The 20,312-nt window shown below is 54.3% G+C and carries 18 protein-coding genes; 15 read left to right on the forward strand and 3 right to left on the reverse strand.

Annotated elements, in window-relative coordinates:
- The first annotated feature begins 14 nt into the window (after window positions 1-14).
- The 6 genes from PUV47_RS02145 to PUV47_RS02170 all read left to right on the forward strand — a co-directional run bounded on the left by PUV47_RS02145 (window position 15) and on the right by PUV47_RS02170 (window position 6,039).
- Window positions 15-1,358 (forward strand): pyruvate dehydrogenase complex dihydrolipoamide acetyltransferase, encoded by a 1,344-nt coding sequence (locus PUV47_RS02145; RefSeq protein WP_274216799.1) that lies wholly within the window; start codon window positions 15-17, stop codon window positions 1,356-1,358.
- Between the two features lie 111 nt (window positions 1,359-1,469).
- Window positions 1,470-2,360 carry an N-acetylglucosaminyltransferase gene (locus PUV47_RS02150; RefSeq protein WP_274216800.1) on the forward strand — a complete coding sequence of 297 codons (891 nt, stop codon included), beginning with the start codon at window positions 1,470-1,472 and terminating at the stop codon, window positions 2,358-2,360.
- Window positions 2,357-3,799: a dihydrolipoyl dehydrogenase gene (gene lpdA / locus PUV47_RS02155; RefSeq protein WP_274216801.1), complete on the forward strand. Its 1,443-nt coding sequence runs from the start codon at window positions 2,357-2,359 to the stop codon at window positions 3,797-3,799. Before PUV47_RS02150 ends, lpdA begins: the two co-directional genes overlap by 4 nt.
- 245 nt (window positions 3,800-4,044) lie before the next feature.
- Window positions 4,045-4,281, forward strand: coding sequence for a GlsB/YeaQ/YmgE family stress response membrane protein (locus PUV47_RS02160; protein ID WP_274216802.1), 237 nt, complete (start codon window positions 4,045-4,047; stop codon window positions 4,279-4,281).
- A gap of 91 nt (window positions 4,282-4,372) precedes the next feature.
- Window positions 4,373-5,389, forward strand: a complete 1,017-nt coding sequence (lipA, locus tag PUV47_RS02165; protein ID WP_274216803.1) for a lipoyl synthase — start codon at window positions 4,373-4,375, stop codon at window positions 5,387-5,389.
- A 191-nt stretch (window positions 5,390-5,580) separates the two neighbouring features.
- On the forward strand, window positions 5,581-6,039 hold the full coding sequence (locus PUV47_RS02170) for a type II toxin-antitoxin system RatA family toxin (RefSeq protein WP_274216804.1): 459 nt from the start codon (window positions 5,581-5,583) through the stop codon (window positions 6,037-6,039).
- 35 nt (window positions 6,040-6,074) lie between these two features.
- Here the strand turns inward: PUV47_RS02170 and PUV47_RS02175 are convergent, their stop codons facing one another.
- The 3 genes from PUV47_RS02175 to PUV47_RS02185 all read right to left on the reverse strand — a co-directional run bounded on the left by PUV47_RS02175 (window position 6,075) and on the right by PUV47_RS02185 (window position 8,356).
- A complete protein-coding gene (locus tag PUV47_RS02175; RefSeq protein ID WP_274216805.1) occupies window positions 6,075-6,557 on the reverse strand; it encodes a hypothetical protein in 483 nt (160 codons plus the stop codon).
- A gap of 70 nt (window positions 6,558-6,627) precedes the next feature.
- Entirely contained in the window at window positions 6,628-7,128 is a 501-nt protein-coding gene (locus PUV47_RS02180) for a CinA family protein (RefSeq protein ID WP_274216806.1), read from the reverse strand.
- A gap of 7 nt (window positions 7,129-7,135) precedes the next feature.
- Complete coding sequence (locus tag PUV47_RS02185) at window positions 7,136-8,356, reverse strand: bifunctional 2-C-methyl-D-erythritol 4-phosphate cytidylyltransferase/2-C-methyl-D-erythritol 2,4-cyclodiphosphate synthase (protein WP_274216807.1); 1,221 nt, start codon at window positions 8,354-8,356, stop codon at window positions 7,136-7,138.
- 227 nt (window positions 8,357-8,583) lie between these two features.
- On the opposite strand from PUV47_RS02185, the gene dusB reads away from it, so the two are divergent.
- The 9 genes from dusB to hflX all read left to right on the forward strand — a co-directional run bounded on the left by dusB (window position 8,584) and on the right by hflX (window position 20,299).
- A complete protein-coding gene (gene dusB / locus PUV47_RS02190; RefSeq protein ID WP_274216808.1) occupies window positions 8,584-9,582 on the forward strand; it encodes a tRNA dihydrouridine synthase DusB in 999 nt (332 codons plus the stop codon).
- Window positions 9,582-10,709, forward strand: coding sequence for a two-component system sensor histidine kinase NtrB (locus PUV47_RS02195; protein ID WP_274216809.1), 1,128 nt, complete (start codon window positions 9,582-9,584; stop codon window positions 10,707-10,709). The genes dusB and PUV47_RS02195 overlap by 1 nt, the downstream gene beginning before the upstream one ends.
- Before the next feature lie 12 nt (window positions 10,710-10,721).
- On the forward strand, window positions 10,722-12,161 hold the full coding sequence (gene ntrC / locus PUV47_RS02200; protein ID WP_274216810.1) for a nitrogen regulation protein NR(I): 1,440 nt from the start codon (window positions 10,722-10,724) through the stop codon (window positions 12,159-12,161).
- A gap of 248 nt (window positions 12,162-12,409) precedes the next feature.
- Window positions 12,410-14,611: a PAS domain-containing sensor histidine kinase gene (locus tag PUV47_RS02205; RefSeq protein ID WP_319621190.1), complete on the forward strand. Its 2,202-nt coding sequence runs from the start codon at window positions 12,410-12,412 to the stop codon at window positions 14,609-14,611.
- Complete coding sequence (locus PUV47_RS02210; RefSeq protein ID WP_274216811.1) at window positions 14,601-15,968, forward strand: sigma-54-dependent transcriptional regulator; 1,368 nt, start codon at window positions 14,601-14,603, stop codon at window positions 15,966-15,968. The genes PUV47_RS02205 and PUV47_RS02210 overlap by 11 nt, the downstream gene beginning before the upstream one ends.
- 41 nt (window positions 15,969-16,009) lie before the next feature.
- Window positions 16,010-17,386, forward strand: coding sequence for a Trk system potassium transporter TrkA (gene trkA, locus PUV47_RS02215; RefSeq protein WP_274216812.1), 1,377 nt, complete (start codon window positions 16,010-16,012; stop codon window positions 17,384-17,386).
- Window positions 17,387-17,538: 152 nt separating this feature from the next.
- Complete coding sequence (locus PUV47_RS02220; protein ID WP_274216813.1) at window positions 17,539-18,411, forward strand: D-amino-acid transaminase; 873 nt, start codon at window positions 17,539-17,541, stop codon at window positions 18,409-18,411.
- A 169-nt stretch (window positions 18,412-18,580) separates the two neighbouring features.
- A complete protein-coding gene (gene hfq / locus PUV47_RS02225) occupies window positions 18,581-18,838 on the forward strand; it encodes an RNA chaperone Hfq (protein WP_274216814.1) in 258 nt (85 codons plus the stop codon).
- A complete protein-coding gene (gene hflX, locus PUV47_RS02230; protein ID WP_425313723.1) occupies window positions 18,839-20,299 on the forward strand; it encodes a GTPase HflX in 1,461 nt (486 codons plus the stop codon).
- Window positions 20,300-20,312 lie beyond the last annotated feature (13 nt).

Genomic DNA, 20,312 nt, shown 5'->3' on the forward strand with positions numbered 1-20,312 from the left:
CGAGGGGCAACTCGATGTCTATCAAAATTCTGATGCCTGCGCTCTCTCCAACCATGGAAGAGGGTAACCTTGCCAAGTGGCTGGTTAAGGAAGGCGATTCAGTTTCTGCTGGCGATGTGATCGCGGAAATCGAAACTGACAAGGCAACAATGGAAGTCGAGAGCATCGACGAAGGTGTTGTTGGTAAAATCTTGGTACCGGAAGGTGCTGAAGGTGTGAAGGTAAACGAGCTGATCGCTGTTCTTCTCGAAGAAGGCGAAGATGCTTCTGCAGTAGATGCGGCAACCGACGCACCTGCTGCTGCACCGGCCGCTCCAGAAGCTCCGGCTGCCGAAGCGGCTACACCTGCTGCGCCGGCTGCACCAGCACCAACTCCAGCTGCTGCACCTGCTAAGCCTGAAGGGGAGCGCGTGTTCTCTTCTCCTTTGGCACGTCGTCTTGCAAAGCAGAACGGTCTGGATATCTCCAAGATCGCTGGTTCTGGTCCGCGCGGCCGCGTTGTGAAACGCGACATTGAAGCTGCGCTGGCATCTGGCACTGGTAAGGCAGAGGCGCCAGCCGCTGCCGATGCTGCGCCTAAGGCCGCCGAAGCACCAAAGGCTGCGGCACCTGCTGGTCAGTCTGATGAGCAGATCCTCAAGATGTTCGAGGAAGGTTCCTACGAGGTTGTCCCACACGACAACATGCGCAAGGTTATCGCCAAGCGCCTGACGGAATCCAAGCAAACCGTTCCGCATTTCTACCTGACTGTAGAAACTGAACTGGATGCGCTTCTGGCCCTTCGCGCTCAGCTGAACGCTTCTGCTCCGAAGGACAAAGACGGCAACCCGGCCTACAAGATCTCCGTAAATGATATGGTGATCAAGGCGCACGCGTTGGCGCTGCGCGCTGTACCGGGCGCAAATGCTTCCTGGACTGAAGGTGGCATGCTGTTGCACAAGAACGCTGACGTCGGCGTTGCGGTTTCCATCGATGGCGGTCTGATCACACCGATCATTCGCCGTGCTGATGAGAAGACACTGTCCACCATCTCCATCGAGATGAAGGACCTTGCAAAGCGTGCGCGTGATCGCAAGTTGGCACCAAACGAATTCCAAGGCGGTACGACTTCCGTATCGAACTTGGGCATGTTTGGTGTGAATGACTTCTCTGCAGTCATCAACCCACCTCATGCAACCATCCTTGCGGTTGGTGCGGGCATCAAGAAGCCTGTGGTGAAGGGTGATGAGATTGTTCCTGCAACAGTCATGTCCGTCACGTTGTCTACCGACCACCGCGCGGTTGATGGTGCACTGGGCGCTGAGCTGCTTCAGGCCTTCAAGGGCTTCATCGAAAATCCGATGAGCATGCTGGTCTAACGACTTCATGTAAGGCGGTTGGCTCAGGCCGCCGCCTTACCTGTTCTGGTGCGACGGTTATACGGAAGGCTGCTCCCAAGGGGCGCTGGAAGTTGCAGGTGAGGGTGCCGAATGGGAAGAGTGATTGACGGTTTTACGTTCTTTAATGAGCTTGATGTTCTCGAACTCAGGCTGGGAGAACTTTATGATGTTGTCGATCAGTTCATCCTTGTTGAGGCTACTCAAACTTTTACCGGAGGGGCCAAGGCTCTTTTTTACAGCGATAACAAGGAACGGTTCTCAGCATTTGCCGACAAAATCACCCACGTGATTGTCTCGGATATGCCCGAGGATGCGCCATCAGCCTGGACACGTGAGTATCATCAAAGGGATGCGATCGGTCGAGGGCTGCCGAATGGGGCACCTGACGATCTGATCCTTGTGTCTGATGTTGATGAGATCCCAAAGCCTGAAGCTCTGGAAGCTGCCAGGGCTGACAAGCGGTCCCAATATGGCCTGACCTGGTTTGGAACGGATATCTTTCGGTACCGTCTGAACTACAAAGATGATGTGAATGATCAGACGTCTTGCCCACGCATGATTGCGCGTCGGCATTTCAGAGGGGCTCAGAACCTTCGACGTGAGCGCGTGATTAGAAGTCGTTCGGCGCCGAAGTTCTTGGAGGGCCTCATGTGGCATGCTTCAGCACTGCGCAAGTACGGACGTCCGATGCACCGCATCATCCGACCATCTTCGAGTTGGCACTTCAGCTATCTTGGAAACATGGACAAGGTTTTGACCAAAGTTGCCGCCTATTCGCACACGGAACACATGAATGACGCGTATCTGGGCCGAGCGGAACGCACGCTGAAACGCCTTGATACGGGAGATGGAGGCTCCAAGCTGATCGACAAGAACAGCCCGGAACTTCCCCGATACTTTCGAGAGAACTTTGACCGGTTCTCTGACCTTTATGTCGAGCCTCAGCTAAAAGAGGCGGCAACAACGAGGATTGATCGATGAGTGGCACTGCCTATGACGTCATCATTATCGGCTCTGGGCCCGGTGGCTACACCACGGCTATTCGCGCAGCTCAGCTTGGGCTGAAGACCGCGATCGTTGAGCGCGAGCACATGGGTGGCATCTGCCTGAATTGGGGCTGCATTCCAACCAAGGCGCTTCTGCGTTCCGCAGAGATTTACCACTACATGCAGCATGCCAAGGACTATGGACTGTCTGCCGACAACATCAGTTTTGACCCGACTGCAGTAGTCAAGCGCTCACGCGGCGTTTCCGGCCAGCTTAACGGTGGTATCGGGTTCTTGATGAAGAAGAACAAGGTCGACATCATCTGGGGTGAAGCCAAGCTTTCAAAGCCGGGCGAGATCGTCGTTGGTGCACCAAGCCGCGCGGCTTACGAGCCGCAACACCCAACGCCAAAGGGCGTGAAGGGGCATGGCACCTACACCGCAAAGCACATCATTGTTGCAACAGGTGCACGTCCTCGCGTGATCCCAGGTCTTGAGCCTGACAAGGAGAACATCTGGACCTACTTCGAGGCCATGGTTCCGCCTAAGATGCCAAAGTCTCTCGTTGTGATGGGTTCTGGCGCAATCGGCATCGAGTTCGCTTCGTTCTACCGCACCATGGGTGCGGATGTGACCGTAGTTGAGATGATGAGCCAGATCATGCCGGTGGAAGACCCGGAAATCTCTGCTCTTGCCAAGAAGAACATGGAAAAGCAGGGCATCAAGTTTGTGCTTGAAGCCAAGGTTTCCAAGGTCGAGAAGGGCAATGGTCAGATTACGGCAACGGTTGAGACCAAGGACGGCAAGACACAGCAGATCACAGCTGAAAAGCTGATTTCTGCGGTTGGCGTTGTTGGCAACATTGAGAGCCTTGGTCTTGAGGAAGTTGGCGTCAAGACCGAACGTGGCTGTGTGGTAATCGACGGTTATGGCCGCACAAACGTGCCGGGCATCTATGCGATCGGCGACGTTGCAGGCCCTCCAATGCTGGCGCACAAGGCAGAGCACGAAGGTGTGATCTGCATCGAGAACATCGCCGGTCTGCATGTTCATCCAATGGACAAGGGGCAGATCCCGGGCTGTACCTACTGTAATCCTCAGGTGGCTTCGGTCGGTCTTACCGAGCCTAAAGCCAAGGAAGCAGGTTATGAGGTCAAGGTTGGTCGCTTCCCATTCATGGGGAACGGCAAGGCGATTGCTCTTGGTGAGCCAGAAGGCCTCGTAAAGACGATCTTCGACGCAAAGACCGGTCAGCTTCTGGGTGCCCACATGGTTGGTGCTGAGGTAACCGAGCTCATTCAGGGCTTTGTTGTTGCCATGGGTCTTGAGACCACTGAAGAAGACCTGATGCACACCGTGTTCCCGCATCCAACACTCTCTGAAATGATGAAGGAAAGTGTTCTTGATGCGTACGGACGTGCGTTGAACATGTAAGTTGTGATGCCCACCTGTTGTTTGCAGCGGGTGGGCATGACGTTGCTTGGACGTTCATCAATGGCGTGTACTTCGGTGAATGGCTCAAGCGAGGTACTCATTGATCTGGCGAATTGAACCGCCAAATGAGGTTCTGCCGTGTTCCGGCGGGTCGGTTTGTGATCGACAGGCCGCATAAAGTGGTGGTGCCGGGTCCGCTCATCAAATGCTATGTGTTTGGGCGAGTTGAGCTACGGAGAATGTAAATGGGTATCTTTCTTTGGATTATTGTCGGTCTTATTGCTGGGTTTATTGCGCATCGGGTTTTCGACAGTCGCGGCGGTATGATCGGTAGCCTGGTTCTTGGTCTAGTTGGAGCCCTTGTTGGAGGGTATCTGGCAAATATCTTGAATCTTAATGTAACTGGCGGGTTTATTGATCAGCTGATCATAGCTACCTGCGGGGCTGTTCTCTTGTTGTTTTTGAAGCGCAAGGTGTTTTAGGTCCCTGTTTCCCGGCCGGTTTGTAAATTGCATAGGGTGTTCGGAGAGAAGGGGCCTTGACCTTTCGCTCTGAAAGCAGCATGTGAGTGCCATGGTCACCATCGTAGATACACTGAATAAGCCAAACGCAAAGCCAGCGACACCAGCTGCAGTAAATGCAGAGATCGCAGGTGAGAAGGACGCGCGTCCACGCCACCCGGAAAAGGCACACCGCCCGGACAACCCGGTGCAGCGCAAGCCCAAGTGGATCCGTGTGAAAGCGCCCACATCCCCTGTCTATCGGGAAACGCATGAGCTTGTTCGCGAAAAAAAGCTCGTTACCGTTTGTGAAGAGGCTGGCTGCCCCAACATTGGTGAGTGCTGGTCAAAGAAGCACGCAAGTTTCATGATCCTTGGCGATACGTGCACCCGTGCTTGTGCGTTTTGTAACGTGCGTACCGGTATGCCGGGCGCTGTTGATGAAACCGAACCTCAGCATATCGCCGAAGCGGTTCAGACCATGGGTTTGGAACATGTTGTGATCACTTCAGTGGACCGCGATGACCTTGATGATGGTGGTGCCACGCACTTTGCCAATGTGATCAAGGCTATCCGCGAGGTATCTCCAAACACGACCATCGAAGTGCTGACACCTGACTTCCTGCGCAAGGATGGGGCACTGGAAATCGTTGTGAACGCAAAGCCAGACGTGTTTAACCACAATCTGGAAACTGTGCCTTCCAACTATTTGAAAGTTCGTCCGGGCGCGCGCTACTTCCACTCCATCCGTCTGTTGCAACGGGTGAAGGAGATCGATCCGAACATGTTTACCAAGTCGGGTATCATGGTCGGTCTTGGGGAAGAGCGGAACGAAGTTCTGCAGCTCATGGACGATCTTCGCAGCGCTGATGTTGATTTTCTTACTGTTGGTCAGTATCTGCAGCCAACCAAGAAGCACCATCCAGTCATGAAATTCGTGACGCCGGAAGAGTTCAAGGCGTATGAGCGCATTGCTTACTCAAAGGGCTTCCTGAAAGTCTCTGCAAGCCCACTTACCAGGTCATCGCACCATGCTGGCGAAGACTTTGAAGACCTGAAGAAGGCGCGCGCAGCCAAGCTGGGGAACTGAGTCCTCAGCAAGAGTTGAAGACGGCCACGCCTTGCGCGTGGCCTTTTTGTATTTACATTTTTTCATGTAACTAGTCGCATCATGGCATGTGGACAGTGCGAACTGATGATCGGCCACGTGTTGGCAGTCAGGCTTTCCTGAAGTATGTCAGGGCGCAGAATGCGAACGGAAGAAGGCTTCGGTAGACGATTATGCCGTCATTCAAGACAGTACACCGTGTTCAACATACAGCAGAGGATATGTTCCATCTCGTTGCTGATATTGAACAGTACCCGCGATTTGTTCCGCTTTGTCAGAACCTTGTGGTCCGTGGACGACGCCCTTTGGAGGCGGAACGGGAAGTGCTGATCGCCGATATGACGGTGGCTTACAAGGTGGTGAAGGAGACTTTCACCAGCCGAGTTACTCTTGATCCGTCGAATCTGGAGATTCTCGTTGAGTACCTTGACGGGCCCTTCAAGCATCTTGAGAACCGTTGGAACTTCCTATCTCCAGAAGATCACCTCTGCGATATCTCGTTCTACATTGACTATGAGTTCAAGAGCCGAACGCTCGGGGCTTTGATGGGAACGATGTTTGATCGTGCTTTTCGAAAGTTCTCTGAAGCCTTCGAAGCACGGGCAGATGAGGTTTATGGCGCTGCTGCCTGAGGTGTGTCCTCCCGCTCTATACAGAGCGGAAAGCGTCAGGGCCTTGCATCATATGGTTGCGTTGGCAGAAGGGGGCTTTCTTCTTCCTTCTTCGAGCCAAGGCTGCGATCGTTGAACGTTTTTCGAATGGCCTCAAACCGGTTCTTACGATCGGTTGTTATGTTCCGGGCGTTGAGCATGGCGTCTTCCAAGGAAACATAAACGCCGACTTGACGCAGGCTGACATGCTCAGTTGGATTGTCGCACAGGATATCCCAGCGTCCATTCTTGTGACCCTCCAACGTGACCTGCCGACCAGATTGCTCTTCCCATTTCGACCAGACCACTGTGTAGGGGCGCAGCCAGAAGTTCGAGCCGCAGATCTTGACACGCTTGTGGCCATCCTTTGCCACGCTGAACATCTTGTGGCTGCCGACAAACTCACCTTCATTATCTCGTGAAATCATATAGACCTCCGAAGCAAGGCCGGAGGTCGAAAACAGTGCGCCGAACAGAGCAAGGGCGAAAAGACGCTTCATAAAATATCCAGTAAAATATTCGGTAGTATTTACACTGGATGAAGCATAGGCATGCTGTGTTTTGAAAGGGTTAAGATTGCTCTGCGGCGATCTTTAGCAGTTTTATGGCCGTGGCTACTGATTTGTGTCGGATAACTTCGCGGCCAAGGTCGCCGAAGCGAGCTTCTTCATGGTGCTCGAAGCCACTGCTAGCCTTTACGGCAAAATGCACAAGGCCGACTGGCTTGTCGGGTGAGCCGCCGCCAGGGCCCGCGATGCCAGTAATGGAAACAGCGATCTGGGCACGGGCACGGCCGAGGGCGCCATGAGCCATGGCGAGAGCCACCTGTTTGCTTACAGCGCCGTGTTCCTCAAGAAGGGGCAGGGGGACGCCGATCATTTCATTTTTTGCTTCGTTGGAATAAGTGACAAAGCCTCTGTCGACCACGGCTGAAGAGCCCGCGATTTCCGTAAGCAGTCCGGCCACGAGGCCGCCCGTGCATGATTCTGCTGTAGCGATCATCAGAGACTTTTCGGCGCATAGTGCAATGAGTTGTTCTGCCTGCGGCCGCAATGAAACAAGGTCTGTCATTTGAACCCTACCAATCTTCGTTGCCTGGGAGGCGGATAGTGGCGGTCGCCATGGATGCTATGCCTTCTTCTCGCCCAGTAAAGCCGAGTTTTTCGGAGGTGGTTGCTTTTACGGCTACCCGTTCGATTGGCAGCTCGCAGATCTCTGAGATGCGAGCGCGCATTGCATCGCGATACGGCCCTATCTTGGGGCTTTCGCAAATGATCGTGCAGTCAAGATGCGCGATGCGTCCCCCGCGCTCTGTAACCTTGTCGACGGCATACTTAAGAAACTGGTCTGATGCTGCGCCCTTCCACTGCGGATCAGAAGGGGGGAAGTGAGATCCGATATCGCCATCTGCCAATGCACCAAAGATGGCGTCGGTTATGGCATGAAGAGCCACATCCGCATCCGAATGCCCCTTGAGCTTCATCGTGTGCGGGATGGAGATGCCGCCAAGGATCACAGCGTCCCCCTTTTCAAAGGCATGAACGTCGTAGCCCGAGCCGACACGAATATCCGAGAGCATGAGAGTGTTCTCCATTGCCACCTTCTGACGTGCAAGTTCCATATCACGAGGGGTTGTGAGTTTCACGTTGGCGCTATCACCCTCAACGATCAGGACCGGTATGCCGACATGCTCCATGAGGGCGGTGTCGTCGGTAAAGTCGTTGCGGTTTTCTGCGTTTACCTGTCGATGAGCCCCTGATATTGCATCAAAGTCGAACCCTTGCGGCGTCTGTGCGCTCCAGATGCGTGTGCGATCAATGGTGCCCGCAATGGTTCCATCATCGCCTCTGCTTTTGAGAGTGTCGCTGACTTTTGTTGAGGGCAGGACGGCTTTACTGCCATTTTTGAGCTGATTGACTACCCTATTAATGACGTCCTGAGTGATAAAGGGACGGACCCCGTCATGAATGAGGACAAAGTCAGGGGAAAGCTCCGCCAACGCGGCGAGGCCGAGACGAACGGATTCTTGGCGCTCCCTCCCGCCTACAACAGGGGGAAGAAGCTTGTGGCTCTCCAAAGACAGGGTGGCCTTTTCATAAAGGTCAAAGTCATCTGCATGAATAACGCAGAGAACCCGGGAAACGTGCTCGTTGTCGATGAACTTTTGACAAGTGCGTTGCAAAACCGACTGCCCGGCTAAATCCCGATATTGCTTGGGACTGGAGTCAGTATCGGTCAACATGCGGGAGCCACGGCCTGCGGCCACAACCAGCGCGACAATCTGCGGTTCTTGGGTCAAGAGCTGTCTTCGTCCTTTGTCTGTTGCAGGCATGCCATGCAGGGCCTTCATGCGCCAGTGGCCGCTTGTTCTTGGTGTTTTATTGGCTTATTCGGAGCGCTTGCTCAATACGCTGAGTGAGTATGAAGTGGAAATCGTCTGCTTGATTATTAAGAGTGATTACATTATAGGCAAATAATGCAATGCATACGGAATGTGCAGAATCTTTCGGCGCTCAGAAAACAACCATGACACTCATCGGCACGATCCCTCTTAGAAACAGGTGCGTTCTAGCGCCGATGTCAGGTGTGACTGACTTGCCGTTTCGCCAGCTTGCCTGGCGTTTTGGCGCCGGCCTCGTGGTGAGCGAGATGGTAGCCAGCGAGGCGTTGGTAACAGGGCACCCGGAATCCTTGATGCGCGCAGAAGGGGAAGGGATTTCTCCGCACGTCATTCAGCTTGCAGGCCGAGAGGCGCATTGGATGGGTGAGGGCGCGCGGTTGGCTGAAGCAGCTGGTGCTGACATCATCGACATCAACATGGGATGCCCTGCCAAAAAAGTGACAAGCGGTTACTCTGGTTCAGCGCTCATGAAAGATCTTGACCATGCTTTGACATTGGTCGAGGCCACAATAGCTGCCGTGAAGGTGCCCGTTACCTTGAAGATGCGGCTTGGCTGGGATGAGAATTCCATTAATGCGCCTGAACTTGCGCGCCGTGCAGTGGATGCCGGTGTGCAGATGATTACGGTGCATGGGCGTACGCGCAGCCAGTTCTATAAGGGCAAAGCCGACTGGGAAGCGATTGCCATGGTGCGCGAGGTCGTTGATGTGCCTCTGGTCGCCAACGGCGATTGTTGCAGTTTTGATGATGCGACCGAGATGCTGCAAAAGTCAGGCGCGGACATGGTGATGGTGGGTCGCGGTGCTTATGGGCGGCCATGGTTATCCGGGCATGTTGGGCACTTCCTTGAATCTGGGGAGCGGCTTGAAGCGCCAAAGGGCAAGGATCTGGCAGATTTGGTTGTAGAGCACTACGACGCCATGCTGGATCATTATCCGGGCGATATCGGGCTTCGATCAGCGCGTAAGCATATTGGCTGGTACATTGAGGCCAATCTTGAAAAGGCACAGGTGTCGGGTGCTGTCATGAAGCAGCTAATGACGTCGCAAGATCCGGATTGGGTTCGGATGACTCTTCACCAACTTTTTTCCGACAATACAAACTATGTGCGGAGTGCTGCATAATGAATGACGTTTCTCGGGCAGCTGGTGCAAAGGGGCTCGGCACCACAGGGCAGCAGGTTCTGGATTCACTGCCGCACCCCGTGGTGGTTGTCGGAGAAGACGAAAAAATAAGCCGGGCAAATGCCGCCGCGGAGGCTTTCTTTCAAGCAAGCCTCGCAGTCCTGCAGCGTCATGACCTTTCTTACTTCGTACCGTTTGGCAGCCCGCTCTTGAGCTTGATTGCTCAGGTACGCGAGCGCGGGGCGCCGGTAAATGAGTACAAGGTTGATATCGGCTCGCCTCGCATTGGGTCGGAAAAACTTGTCGACATTCACGCTTCGCCTTTAAGCGATCAGCCAGGGTCGGTTGTGCTGCTCTTTCAGGAGCGCACGATGGCTGAGAAATTGGACAAGCAGCTCACCTCTCGAGGTGCTGCGCGCACTGTTACTGGCCTTGCGGCCATGTTGGCACATGAAATCAAGAACCCGCTTTCGGGCATTCGTGGTGCAGCACAACTCCTGGAAAGTTCGGCGGACGAGAATGACCGGGCTCTTACGCGCCTCATCATGGAGGAGACCGATCGGATCGTGAAACTGGTGGATCGTATGGAAGTGTTTTCCGATGAGCGGCCGATTGATCGCGAGCCAGTCAACATCCACGTGGTTCTGGATCGGGTGAAGCAGGTTGCGGAGAACGGCTTTGCCAAAGACATTCGGATTGTCGAAAAGTATGACCCTTCATTGCCGCCGGTTTATGCCAACAAAGATCAACTCATTCAGGTGTTCCTGAACTTAGTCAAGAATGCAGGTGAGGCGCTATCGGCTTCTTCGGATGCGGAGATTACAATAACAACAGCTTTCAGACCTGGTGTTCGCCTCTCTGTCCCGGGCGCGCGGGAGCGTGTCAGCCTGCCACTTGAGTTCTGCGTCAAGGACAACGGACCGGGCGTACCACAGGACCTTTTACCTCATCTCTTTGAGCCTTTCATTACGACAAAAACAAACGGATCGGGGCTTGGCTTGGCGCTGGTTGCGAAAATTGTAGGAGACCATGGTGGTGTCATCGAGTGTGACAGTACCGGGCGGGGAACAACGTTTCGCATTCTCATGCCGGCCTTTTCAGCTTCAGATGCCGTTACAGAGGAATAGGAATAATCAGCGATGCCAAGCGGGACTATTCTTGTCGCCGATGATGATGCGGCGATCCGCACCGTTTTGAATCAAGCGCTCTCCCGTGCCGGTTACACGGTACGCCTCACATCCAATGCCACGACCTTGTGGCGATGGGTGAGTTCTGGAGAGGGGGATCTGGTTATCTCGGATGTGGTGATGCCGGACGAAAACGCGTTCGATGTGTTGCCACGTATTCGAAAGCTGCGTCCGGAATTGCCTGTGATCATTATGAGTGCCCAGAATACATTCATGACCGCAATAAAGGCCTCAGAGCAGGGCGCCTACGAATATTTGCCAAAGCCCTTTGACCTCAAGGAGCTCACAAACATCGTTGGGCGTGCCTTGGCAGAGCCCAAGTCCCGCCGGGTGCCCGCGGGAGAAGAGGGGCAGGACAACATTCCTCTGGTGGGGCGTTCTCCTGCAATGCAGGAGATTTACCGCGTTCTGGCGCGGCTTATGCAGACCGACCTCACCGTGATGATCAATGGTGAAAGTGGTACGGGTAAGGAACTTGTAGCCCGAGCGCTGCATGATTATGGCAAGCGCCGAAATGGACCCTTTGTCGCTGTGAATATGGCGGCCATTCCGCGGGATTTGATCGAGTCCGAACTGTTTGGGCACGAGAAAGGCGCGTTCACAGGGGCTCAGGCGCGTTCGTCCGGGCGGTTTGAACAAGCTGACGGCGGTACGCTGTTTCTGGACGAAATTGGCGACATGCCAATGGAAGCGCAAACGCGTTTGCTCCGTGTGCTTCAGCAAGGTGAATACACCACCGTTGGGGGGCGTACCCCCATCAAGACGGATGTGCGCATCATTGCCGCCACCAACAAGGATTTGCAGCACTTGATTGCGCAGGGGCTGTTTCGCGAGGACTTGTACTTCCGCTTGAACGTGGTCCCAATCCGCTTGCCACCTCTCAGAGAGCGTACCGAAGATATCCCTGATCTGGTGCGCCATTTCTTCTCTTTTGCGCAAAAGGAAGGGCTCCCATCCAAGCAAATCGAGTTGAATGCACTGGAAAAATTGCGCCGCTATCGCTGGCCTGGCAACGTGCGTGAGCTGGAGAATCTGGTTCGCCGTTTGGCCGCCTTGTACCCACAAGACGTTATCACCTCCAGTCTGATCGATCTGGAGTTGAGCCAGCCAGCCATGGCGCAGTCCAGTGACGAGAGTGCTGCCGACAAAGACCTGAGCAGCGCGGTCGAGAGATTTATGGGAGAATACTTCGGCAGCTTCGGTGATGATCTGCCACCTCCAGGCCTCTATCATCGTATCCTGCGAGAAGTTGAGTATCCGCTTATCTCAGCGACCTTGGCAGCCACCCGAGGCAACCAAATCAAGGCCGCAGAACTCTTGGGCGTGAATCGAAACACCTTGCGCAAGAAAATTCGTGATCTCGATGTTCAGGTTATCAGGACATCCAGATAAGGCCCTGATCTCGTTGGGAGAGCTAGACAATTTCTTGATGAGGCCGCTTTCTGAGCTTTGGTAGCGGCCTTCTTTTCCCCAGTGTCATCCGCATGAATAACCGGGTGTCGCGCATCGGCAACATGTGTGCTAATGATGCAACTGTATTTCGTAGTTTTTAGGTATCCCACGACACGTTGCGCATGATTTTCAAAGCAAACCAACAAAAAACCGAACGTAAATCTGGTTTGATGGGGCACCGAGCACGCTTGGCTGGGTTGCTCGTGGTCATTGTTTCTCTTTTGTCGATTGGGATCTCCTTCACAGTCCTTATGGGACTGACCCCGATCGTCCCCAATGCAAATGTTGTCTATGCCGCGCTTGTGTTGAACAGCGTGCTGGTGGCTTTGCTTGTCGGCCTGATCATGTGGGAGTTTTTCAAGCTCCTTAAAGCGCGCCGGCGTGGGCGCGCTGCAGCTCGGCTTCATGTGCGCATCGTCACGATGTTTTCTCTCGTGGCAGCCATTCCTGCAATTCTCGTGGCAGTTGTTGCGACAATCACGCTTGATCAGGGGCTGGATCGATGGTTCGAGCAGAGGACGCGTCAGATCATCGGCAATGCTCAGTCCGTTGCCGCGGCATACGTTCAAGAGCATGGCAATGTACTCCGCAGTACGTTGATCGCGATGGTCAATGATGTGGATCTCAACCGAAACGCTTACCACTACGAGCCGTCTCGTTTTGACCGCTTTTTCGAGACCCAGACATGGGTGCGCGGGTTGCTCGCCGCCTATATTTTAGAGCGCGACGGGACAGTGGTTACGCGGGTGTTGCGCGATCCGGATGTCGAGCCCTTGCTGCCTCCAGAAATTGCCATGGAACAAGCGCAGGCGGGCGCTCCCGTTTTGATTGCGCCTGGTGTTTCGAACCTTGTTGGCGGCGTCATGAAACTCACCGCCTATGACGATCTCTATCTATATGTGACAAGAGCGCTCGACCCGCGTGTGGTTGAATACCAGCGTCTGGCAGAGGCGGGGATCAACGAGTACGCCGAGCTTGAGGCGCGCCGGTTCGGGGTGCAGCTTGCCTTTGCTCTGGTTTACGTTGGGGTGGCGCTTGTCTTGCTGTTGTCTTCCATCTGGGTGGGCTTTGGCTTTGCCAACAACCTCGTAAAGCCGATCCGAAATCTGATTGGCGCGGCGGATCAGGTTTCGCAGGGCAATTACCTTGTTGAAGTTGAAACCGACAAGGCAGCTGGTGACCTGTCAAACCTTGGCACCACGTTCAACAACATGACCTCGCAGCTGCGCGGACAGCGCGCCGCACTGCTGGCCGCAAATGATCAGATTGACAAGCGCCGCAGGTTTACCGAAGCGGTGCTTTCTGGCGTTTCTTCTGGCGTCATCGGTATTGATGATGAAGGCCACATTACCCTGATCAACCGTTCAGCCTTGAATCTCTTGGATCAAGATGAGAACGAGTTGCTTGAAAGGCCGATTGCAGAAGCGGTGATTGAACTCAATGATGCCGTGGAAGAGGCTCTCAATGGCCGCGGGGATCATCGTAAATACGCTCAGGTTTCGCTGGTTCGAAATGGCCGAGAGCGAACTGTCAATGTTCGCGTGACAACGGAAGAAGCAACCCGGTCTGAGCACGGTTTTGTTGTGACACTTGATGACATCACAGACCTTGTGGCCGCGCAGCGCAATTCGGCTTGGGCAGATGTGGCTCGTCGTATCGCGCACGAGATCAAGAACCCGCTGACACCGATTCAGCTTTCGGCAGAACGTATTCGCCGCCGCTACGGCAAACGCATCAGTGAAGACGACCGGCAGGTCTTTGACCAATGCGTGGACACCATCGTCCGTCAGGTGGGAGACATTGGCCGCATGGTCGATGAGTTTTCTTCGTTCGCCCGCATGCCGAAGCCGAAGATAGAGCAGGGCGATCTTCGCGCTATGGTGCGCGAAACAGCCTTCATGCTTTCCGTCTCGAACTCCGAAATGCAGATCAAGACAGAGTTGCCAGAAGAGCCGGTGCTCGCTCAGTTTGATAGCCGCTTGGTCGGGCAGGCCGTTGGAAATGTGATCAAGAACGCGACCGAAGCTGTCGAAGCGTTTCTTGAACAGACTGACACCGAGGAGAAGGGCGAGATCCGTGTCCGCCTTTATGAGCAAGGCGACAACCGCGTGATTGAGGTGATCGACAACGGAATCGGTCTGCCTTCGGAACAGCGCACCAGATTGCTTGAGCCATACATGACAACCCGAGAAAAAGGGACTGGTCTGGGCCTCGCGATTGTACGAAAAATTATGGAAGATCATGGCGGGGGGATCGAGCTGCTTGATGCGCCTGCCGTTAGCCGAGGGGGGCATGGGGCTATGGTCCGATTGACACTAGCTGCATCTCTCAACCCATCCAGTGAATCCAATCGGACAGAAGAAGTGGTGGATACAAGCCATGGCAAGTGACATTCTTATTGTGGACGATGAAGCCGATATCCGTGACCTTATCGCGGGTATCCTAGATGATGACGGCTATTCAGCACGCACTGCTGGCGACAGCGATAGCGCGTTGGAGGCCATTGCCGAAAGGCGCCCGTCGCTCGTCATTCTTGACATATGGCTTCAAGGAAGCCGCCTGGACGGATTGGAGTTGCTTGATATCATCAAGCAGCAAAACCCTGATCTGCCGGTGGTCATCATCTCCGGTCATGGCAACATCGAAACAGCCGTATCGGCAATCAAGCGCGGCGCTTACGACTACATCGAAAAGCCTTTCAAGGCGGATCGACTGGTGCTGATCGTTGAACGCGCCCTTGAGGCTTCGAGCCTGAAGCGTGAGATCAAGGAGCTGAAGCAGCGCAGTGCGGATGCCGCTCAGCTCGTCGGCTCTTCGGCGGCCATGAACAGTCTGCGCAACACCATTGAACGCATTGCGATGACAAACAGCCGCGTCCTTATCAACGGCCCGTCCGGGGCAGGTAAGGAGTTGGTAGCACGGACCATTCACGAATCCTCTTCCCGCTCTAAGGCCCCGTTTGTGGTGATGAGTGCTGCTAACATCACACCAGAGCGCATGGAGGAAGAGCTGTTCGGGATTGAGGAGACCGACAGCCAGCCACGAAAAGTTGGCGCACTGGAGGAGGCGCACGGTGGAACGCTCTATCTCGATGAGATCAGCGATATGCCGCGCGAAACTCAGAACAAGATCCTGCGCGTTCTTGTCGACCAGAATTTTTCTCGTGTCGGTGGATCTTCCAAAGTGAAGGTTGATGTTCGTATTTTGTCTTCAAGTGCGAGCAACCTGGAAAGCGAGGTCGCGGAAGGACGGTTCCGAGAAGATCTTTATCATCGCCTCGGTGTTGTGCCGATCCGTGTGCCGGCACTGGAAGAGCGCCGCGAGGACATCCCGCAGCTCATCCATTATTTCATGCAGCAGATCTCTAATTCCACTGGCTTGCCGATGCGCCGAATTGGGGAAGACGCTATGGCGGTTTTGCAAACCCATGACTGGCCTGGCAACATCCGGCAGTTGCGGAACAACGTGGAACGCCTGATGATCTTGACCCGCGGAGAACCGGATGCAGTGATCACGGCCGACCTTCTGCCCTCTGAGGTGGCGTCAACACTGCCAAGTATGCCGGGTGCTGGTGGCAACACAGAGCTGATGTCCTTGCCATTGCGAGAGGCCAGAGAGCAGTTTGAGCGCGAATATCTCAAGGCGCAGGTCAGCCGTTTTGGGGGCAATATTTCGCGGACTGCGGAATATGTTGGCATGGAGCGTTCAGCGCTACACAGAAAGCTGAAATCGCTCGGACTTTCATGATAGGGTCGCGAGCAATGACTCGCGAATTGTAGGACAAAGCAATGAAAGTCGTGATTTGCGGTGCCGGGCAGGTTGGCTACGGCATCGCCGAAAAATTGGCTTCTGAGCAGAACGATGTATCCGTTATCGATACATCGCCTCAGCTGGTGAATGTTATTCGCGATACTCTGGATGTGCGGGGTTTTGTGGGCCACGGTGCGCATCCGGATGTGCTTGCGCAGGCAGGTGCGGCGGACGCGGACATGATCATCGCCGTTACGCTCTACGACGAGGTCAACATGGTGGCCTGTCAGGTCGCGCACTCCTTGTTCAACGTGCCGACCAAAGTCTCTCGCGTGCGTGCTCAAAGTTATCTGGAAAGCCGGTATAGCGACCTGTTCTCCAGAGAGAACATGCCGATCGACGTTATCATTTCGCCGGAAATCGAAGTGGGAGAGATGGTGCTGCGGCGCTTGTCGCTGCCTGGTGCCATGGAAACGGTTCGGTTTGCCGATGACCGTGTTGTGGTCGTCGGCATCGATTGTCAAGCAGACTGCCCGGTGGTTGATACACCGCTGAGGCAGCTGACAGACCTGTTCCCAGATCTCAAATCGACCGTGGTTGGTATCTTCCGTGACGGTCAGATTTTTGTTCCGCACAGCAGTGATATGATGCGCGAAGGGGACCTGGTCTATGTATGTTGTGAGCGCGAACAAGTGCGCAGAACGCTTGGTATTTTCGGTCACGAAGAGCCAGAGGCCAGCCGCGTCATCATTGCTGGTGGTGGCAATATCGGTTCCTACGTAGCCCGCCGTCTCGAAAGCCGCCAGGTCAGAACCAAGGTGAAAATCATTGAGCAGTCCCGCGAGCGCGCGATGAGTATTGCCGATGAGCTGCGCCGGACGGTTGTTCTGCACGGCAGTGCTTTGGACCAGGTGCTGCTTCAGGAGGCGGATGTAGAAGATGCGGACATGATGGTTGCCTTGACCAACGAGGATGAGGTCAACATCTTGTCGTGCGTTATGGCCAAGAAGCTGGGCTGTGAGCGCAACTTAACGCTTTTGAACAACTCCAGCTATCCGGCATTTGCGCATGCGTTGGGCATCGATACCTTCGTTAATCCACGTCAAGTGACGATCTCGAAGATCTTGCAGCACGTGCGTCGTGGCCGTATCCGCTCTGTTCACTCGCTGCAAAATGGTGTTGCTGAGGTTATTGAGGCAGAAGCTCTGGAAACATCGCCGCTCGTAGGACAGCCTCTCCGCGAAGTTGAGCTATCAGAAGGCATTCGCATTGGTGCGATCTACCGTAATGGCGAAGTCTTGCCGCCAAGTGGAGAAGACAAAGTTCGCGCAAATGACCGTGTTGTTATTTTCGCTCTGGCCGAGCGCGTACGACAGGTTGAGCAGATGTTCCGTGTATCACTTGAGTTTTTCTAGGATAACGATGAGTGTATAACAGCACTGCTTGATGTAGAACTTCTGTAAAATGCCAACTGCTCTGGGATGATCGGGTAATGTTTCACTAGGAATGCCATGGCGCTTCCTTGGTGCCTTTACCCGGTTCCAATAAGATCAATCAGGAGAAACCGATGAGCAGGGTTGCATATGTCAATGGCCAGTACGTGCCCCACTCACGGGCAGCGGTCCATATTGAAGACAGGGGATACCAGTTCGCAGATGGCGTTTATGAGGTCTGCGAAATCTGGAAGGGACAAATCGTTGATCAGACGGAGCACTTGGAGCGACTGGACCGTTCTCTAAGAGAGTTGGCTATTCGTGCTCCAATGGCACGAGGCGCGCTCATCAGGGTCATGAGAGAAGTGATAGAGCGCAATCGCGTCAAGGATGGTCTGATCTATATTCAGGTTACCCGCGGGGTTGCGCGTCGTGATCATTACTTCCCGCCCGAGGATACGCCGCCTTCAATTGTGATGACCGCCAAGTCAGTCTCTGCCACGAAGAATGAGGCAGCGGCAGAGCAGGGCGTTTCAGTAATCACGACTCCTGAGAATCGCTGGGCCAGGGTTGATATTAAAACCGTAGGTCTTTTGCCTAATGTACTTGCTAAACAAAAGGCTAAGGAAGCTGGGGCAAAAGAAGCCTGGTTTGTGGATAAAGACGGGTTCGTAACCGAGGGTGGTTCTACTAATGCATGGATCGTTCTTAATGATGGGACACTTGTCACTCGTCCGGCGGACCACGGCATTTTGAGGGGTATTACACGCTCTGTTGTGATGAAACTGGCGGAAATGAAGGGTATTTCTGTTCAAGAGCGTGCTTTTACCGTAGAAGAGGCCAAGTCGGCACGGGAAGCGTTTATCACGGCTGCGTCTGCACTTGTAATGCCGGTGACCAGAATTGACGATACAGTTATCGCAAATGGGGCACCGGGCTCGATTGCAAGGGACTTGAGAAAAACGTTTCATGACGCGGCTGAGTTGATTAAACTCGGCGGTGCCTGAAGCGTAAGCTTCTTGGGGGCAATAACAAACTAAAGGTATTTCGGCGGTTCCAATCTAACTCGGGCAATTCTTGTGTTTGTTGGCGTCAGAGGGAGCCGTTTGAGGATGGGAACATTAAACACAGTGGATGCCGCGGCCGCGTCCGCTGAGAAATAGGATAATAAGAGAGATGGCTGACCGCGCTCAAAATCTTCAAGACACATTTTTGAATCATGTTCGTAAGCAGAAGACACCGCTTACAATTTTCTTGATCAACGGCGTCAAACTGCAGGGCGTCGTCACTTGGTTTGACAATTTCTGCGTATTGCTGCGTCGGGACGGACACTCCCAGCTCGTGTACAAACACGCAATCTCCACAATCATGCCAAACACGCCAGTACAATTGTTCGATCCTCAGGACGAAGAAGGCGAAAAAGCAGGAGGCTGATTGAAGCCCCAATCCCCAAAAGACACCGGCCTCTCGCGCAAAGATTTGGATGCGAATGTTGAGGCCGGTGAAACCGAGGTGACCCGGGGAACCCGGTCTCTCGTTGTCGTACCTGTTATCAGTTCGCGGGCGTACTCCTCCGCAAAATCCAACGAGCGTCCTTTCGGGGCCGGGCGCAGCGATGCAGCGCGCCTTGAAGAGGCCGTTGGCTTGGCCGCAGCCATTGAGCTGGACATTGTTTCCTCAGGTCTTGTCAAACTCAACACCATTAAGCCGGGTACTCTGATTGGGTCTGGCAAGGTTGAAGAAATCCGTCTTCAGGTGGAGATGGAAGACATCGCCTTGGTGGTGGTGGATCATCCTCTTTCTCCGATCCAGCAGAGAAATCTGGAGCGCGAGTGGAAGGCAAAAGTGATCGACCGGACAGGCTTGATCCTTGAGATCTTTGGTGAGCGTGCTCAGACAAAGGAAGGCCGCCTTCAGGTGGAACTGGCCCATCTCACATGGCAAAAGAGCCGTTTGGTGCGCTCCTGGACCCACTTGGAGCGACAGCGCGGTGGATTGGGCTTCGTTGGTGGTCCCGGCGAAACCCAGATCGAGGCGGACAGGCGCATCATTCAGGAACGCATCGCGCGCCTGCAAAAAGAACTGGAACAGGTTCAGCGCACTCGTGCCCTCCATCGCAAACAGCGCAAGAAAGTGCCGCATCCGGTGGTTGCCTTTGTTGGCTATACCAATGCTGGCAAATCGACGCTTTTTAATCGGCTAACAAACTCGGAGGTATTTGCAAAAAACCTCTTGTTTGCGACCCTTGATCCAACGCTGCGGCGCCTGAAGCTGCCTCATGGCAAAGAGGTTATTCTTTCGGACACTGTGGGCTTCATTTCAGAGTTGCCGCACAATCTGGTGGCGGCGTTCCGTGCTACGCTGGAAGAAGTCATTGAGGCGGATATTGTGCTTCATGTGCGCGACATCGCCCATGAGGATACCAAGGCGCAAGCCGCGGATGTCGACGAGACGCTTGAGCTGTTGGGTCTGAAGGTTTCAGAAGCTGATCACGTGATCGAAGTTTGGAACAAGATTGACCTGCTGGATGAAGGTTACCGTGAGCGTCTTCTGGAAGTGAACAGCGCGGATGAGGGGGCGATTGCCGTCTCTGCCATATCAGGGGACGGGACGGATGTTCTTCTCGAGCGCATTGAGGCGCGGCTGACGGAAAAGCTGGACTCTGTCTCCATGAGCCTGCCTCTTAGTGCTGGCGCTGAGTTGGCTTGGCTCTACCAGCATTGTGAGGTGTTGGAGCGTGAGGATGGTGAGGAGGCCATTCATCTGGTGGTTCGAGTTCCCGATGCGCACCGGGAGCCCGTCCGCAAGCGCTATGCCAAGTACTTCGATGGTGAAGTTGAGCTTGATATGCCCGATGAGAATGCGGGTGGCAACCAAGGCTACTCACCCATCTAGCGAGGCTCAGAAG

Source organism: Pseudovibrio exalbescens (genome assembly GCF_028737195.1).
GTDB classification, from domain to species: Bacteria; Pseudomonadota; Alphaproteobacteria; order Rhizobiales; family Stappiaceae; genus Pseudovibrio; species Pseudovibrio zosterae.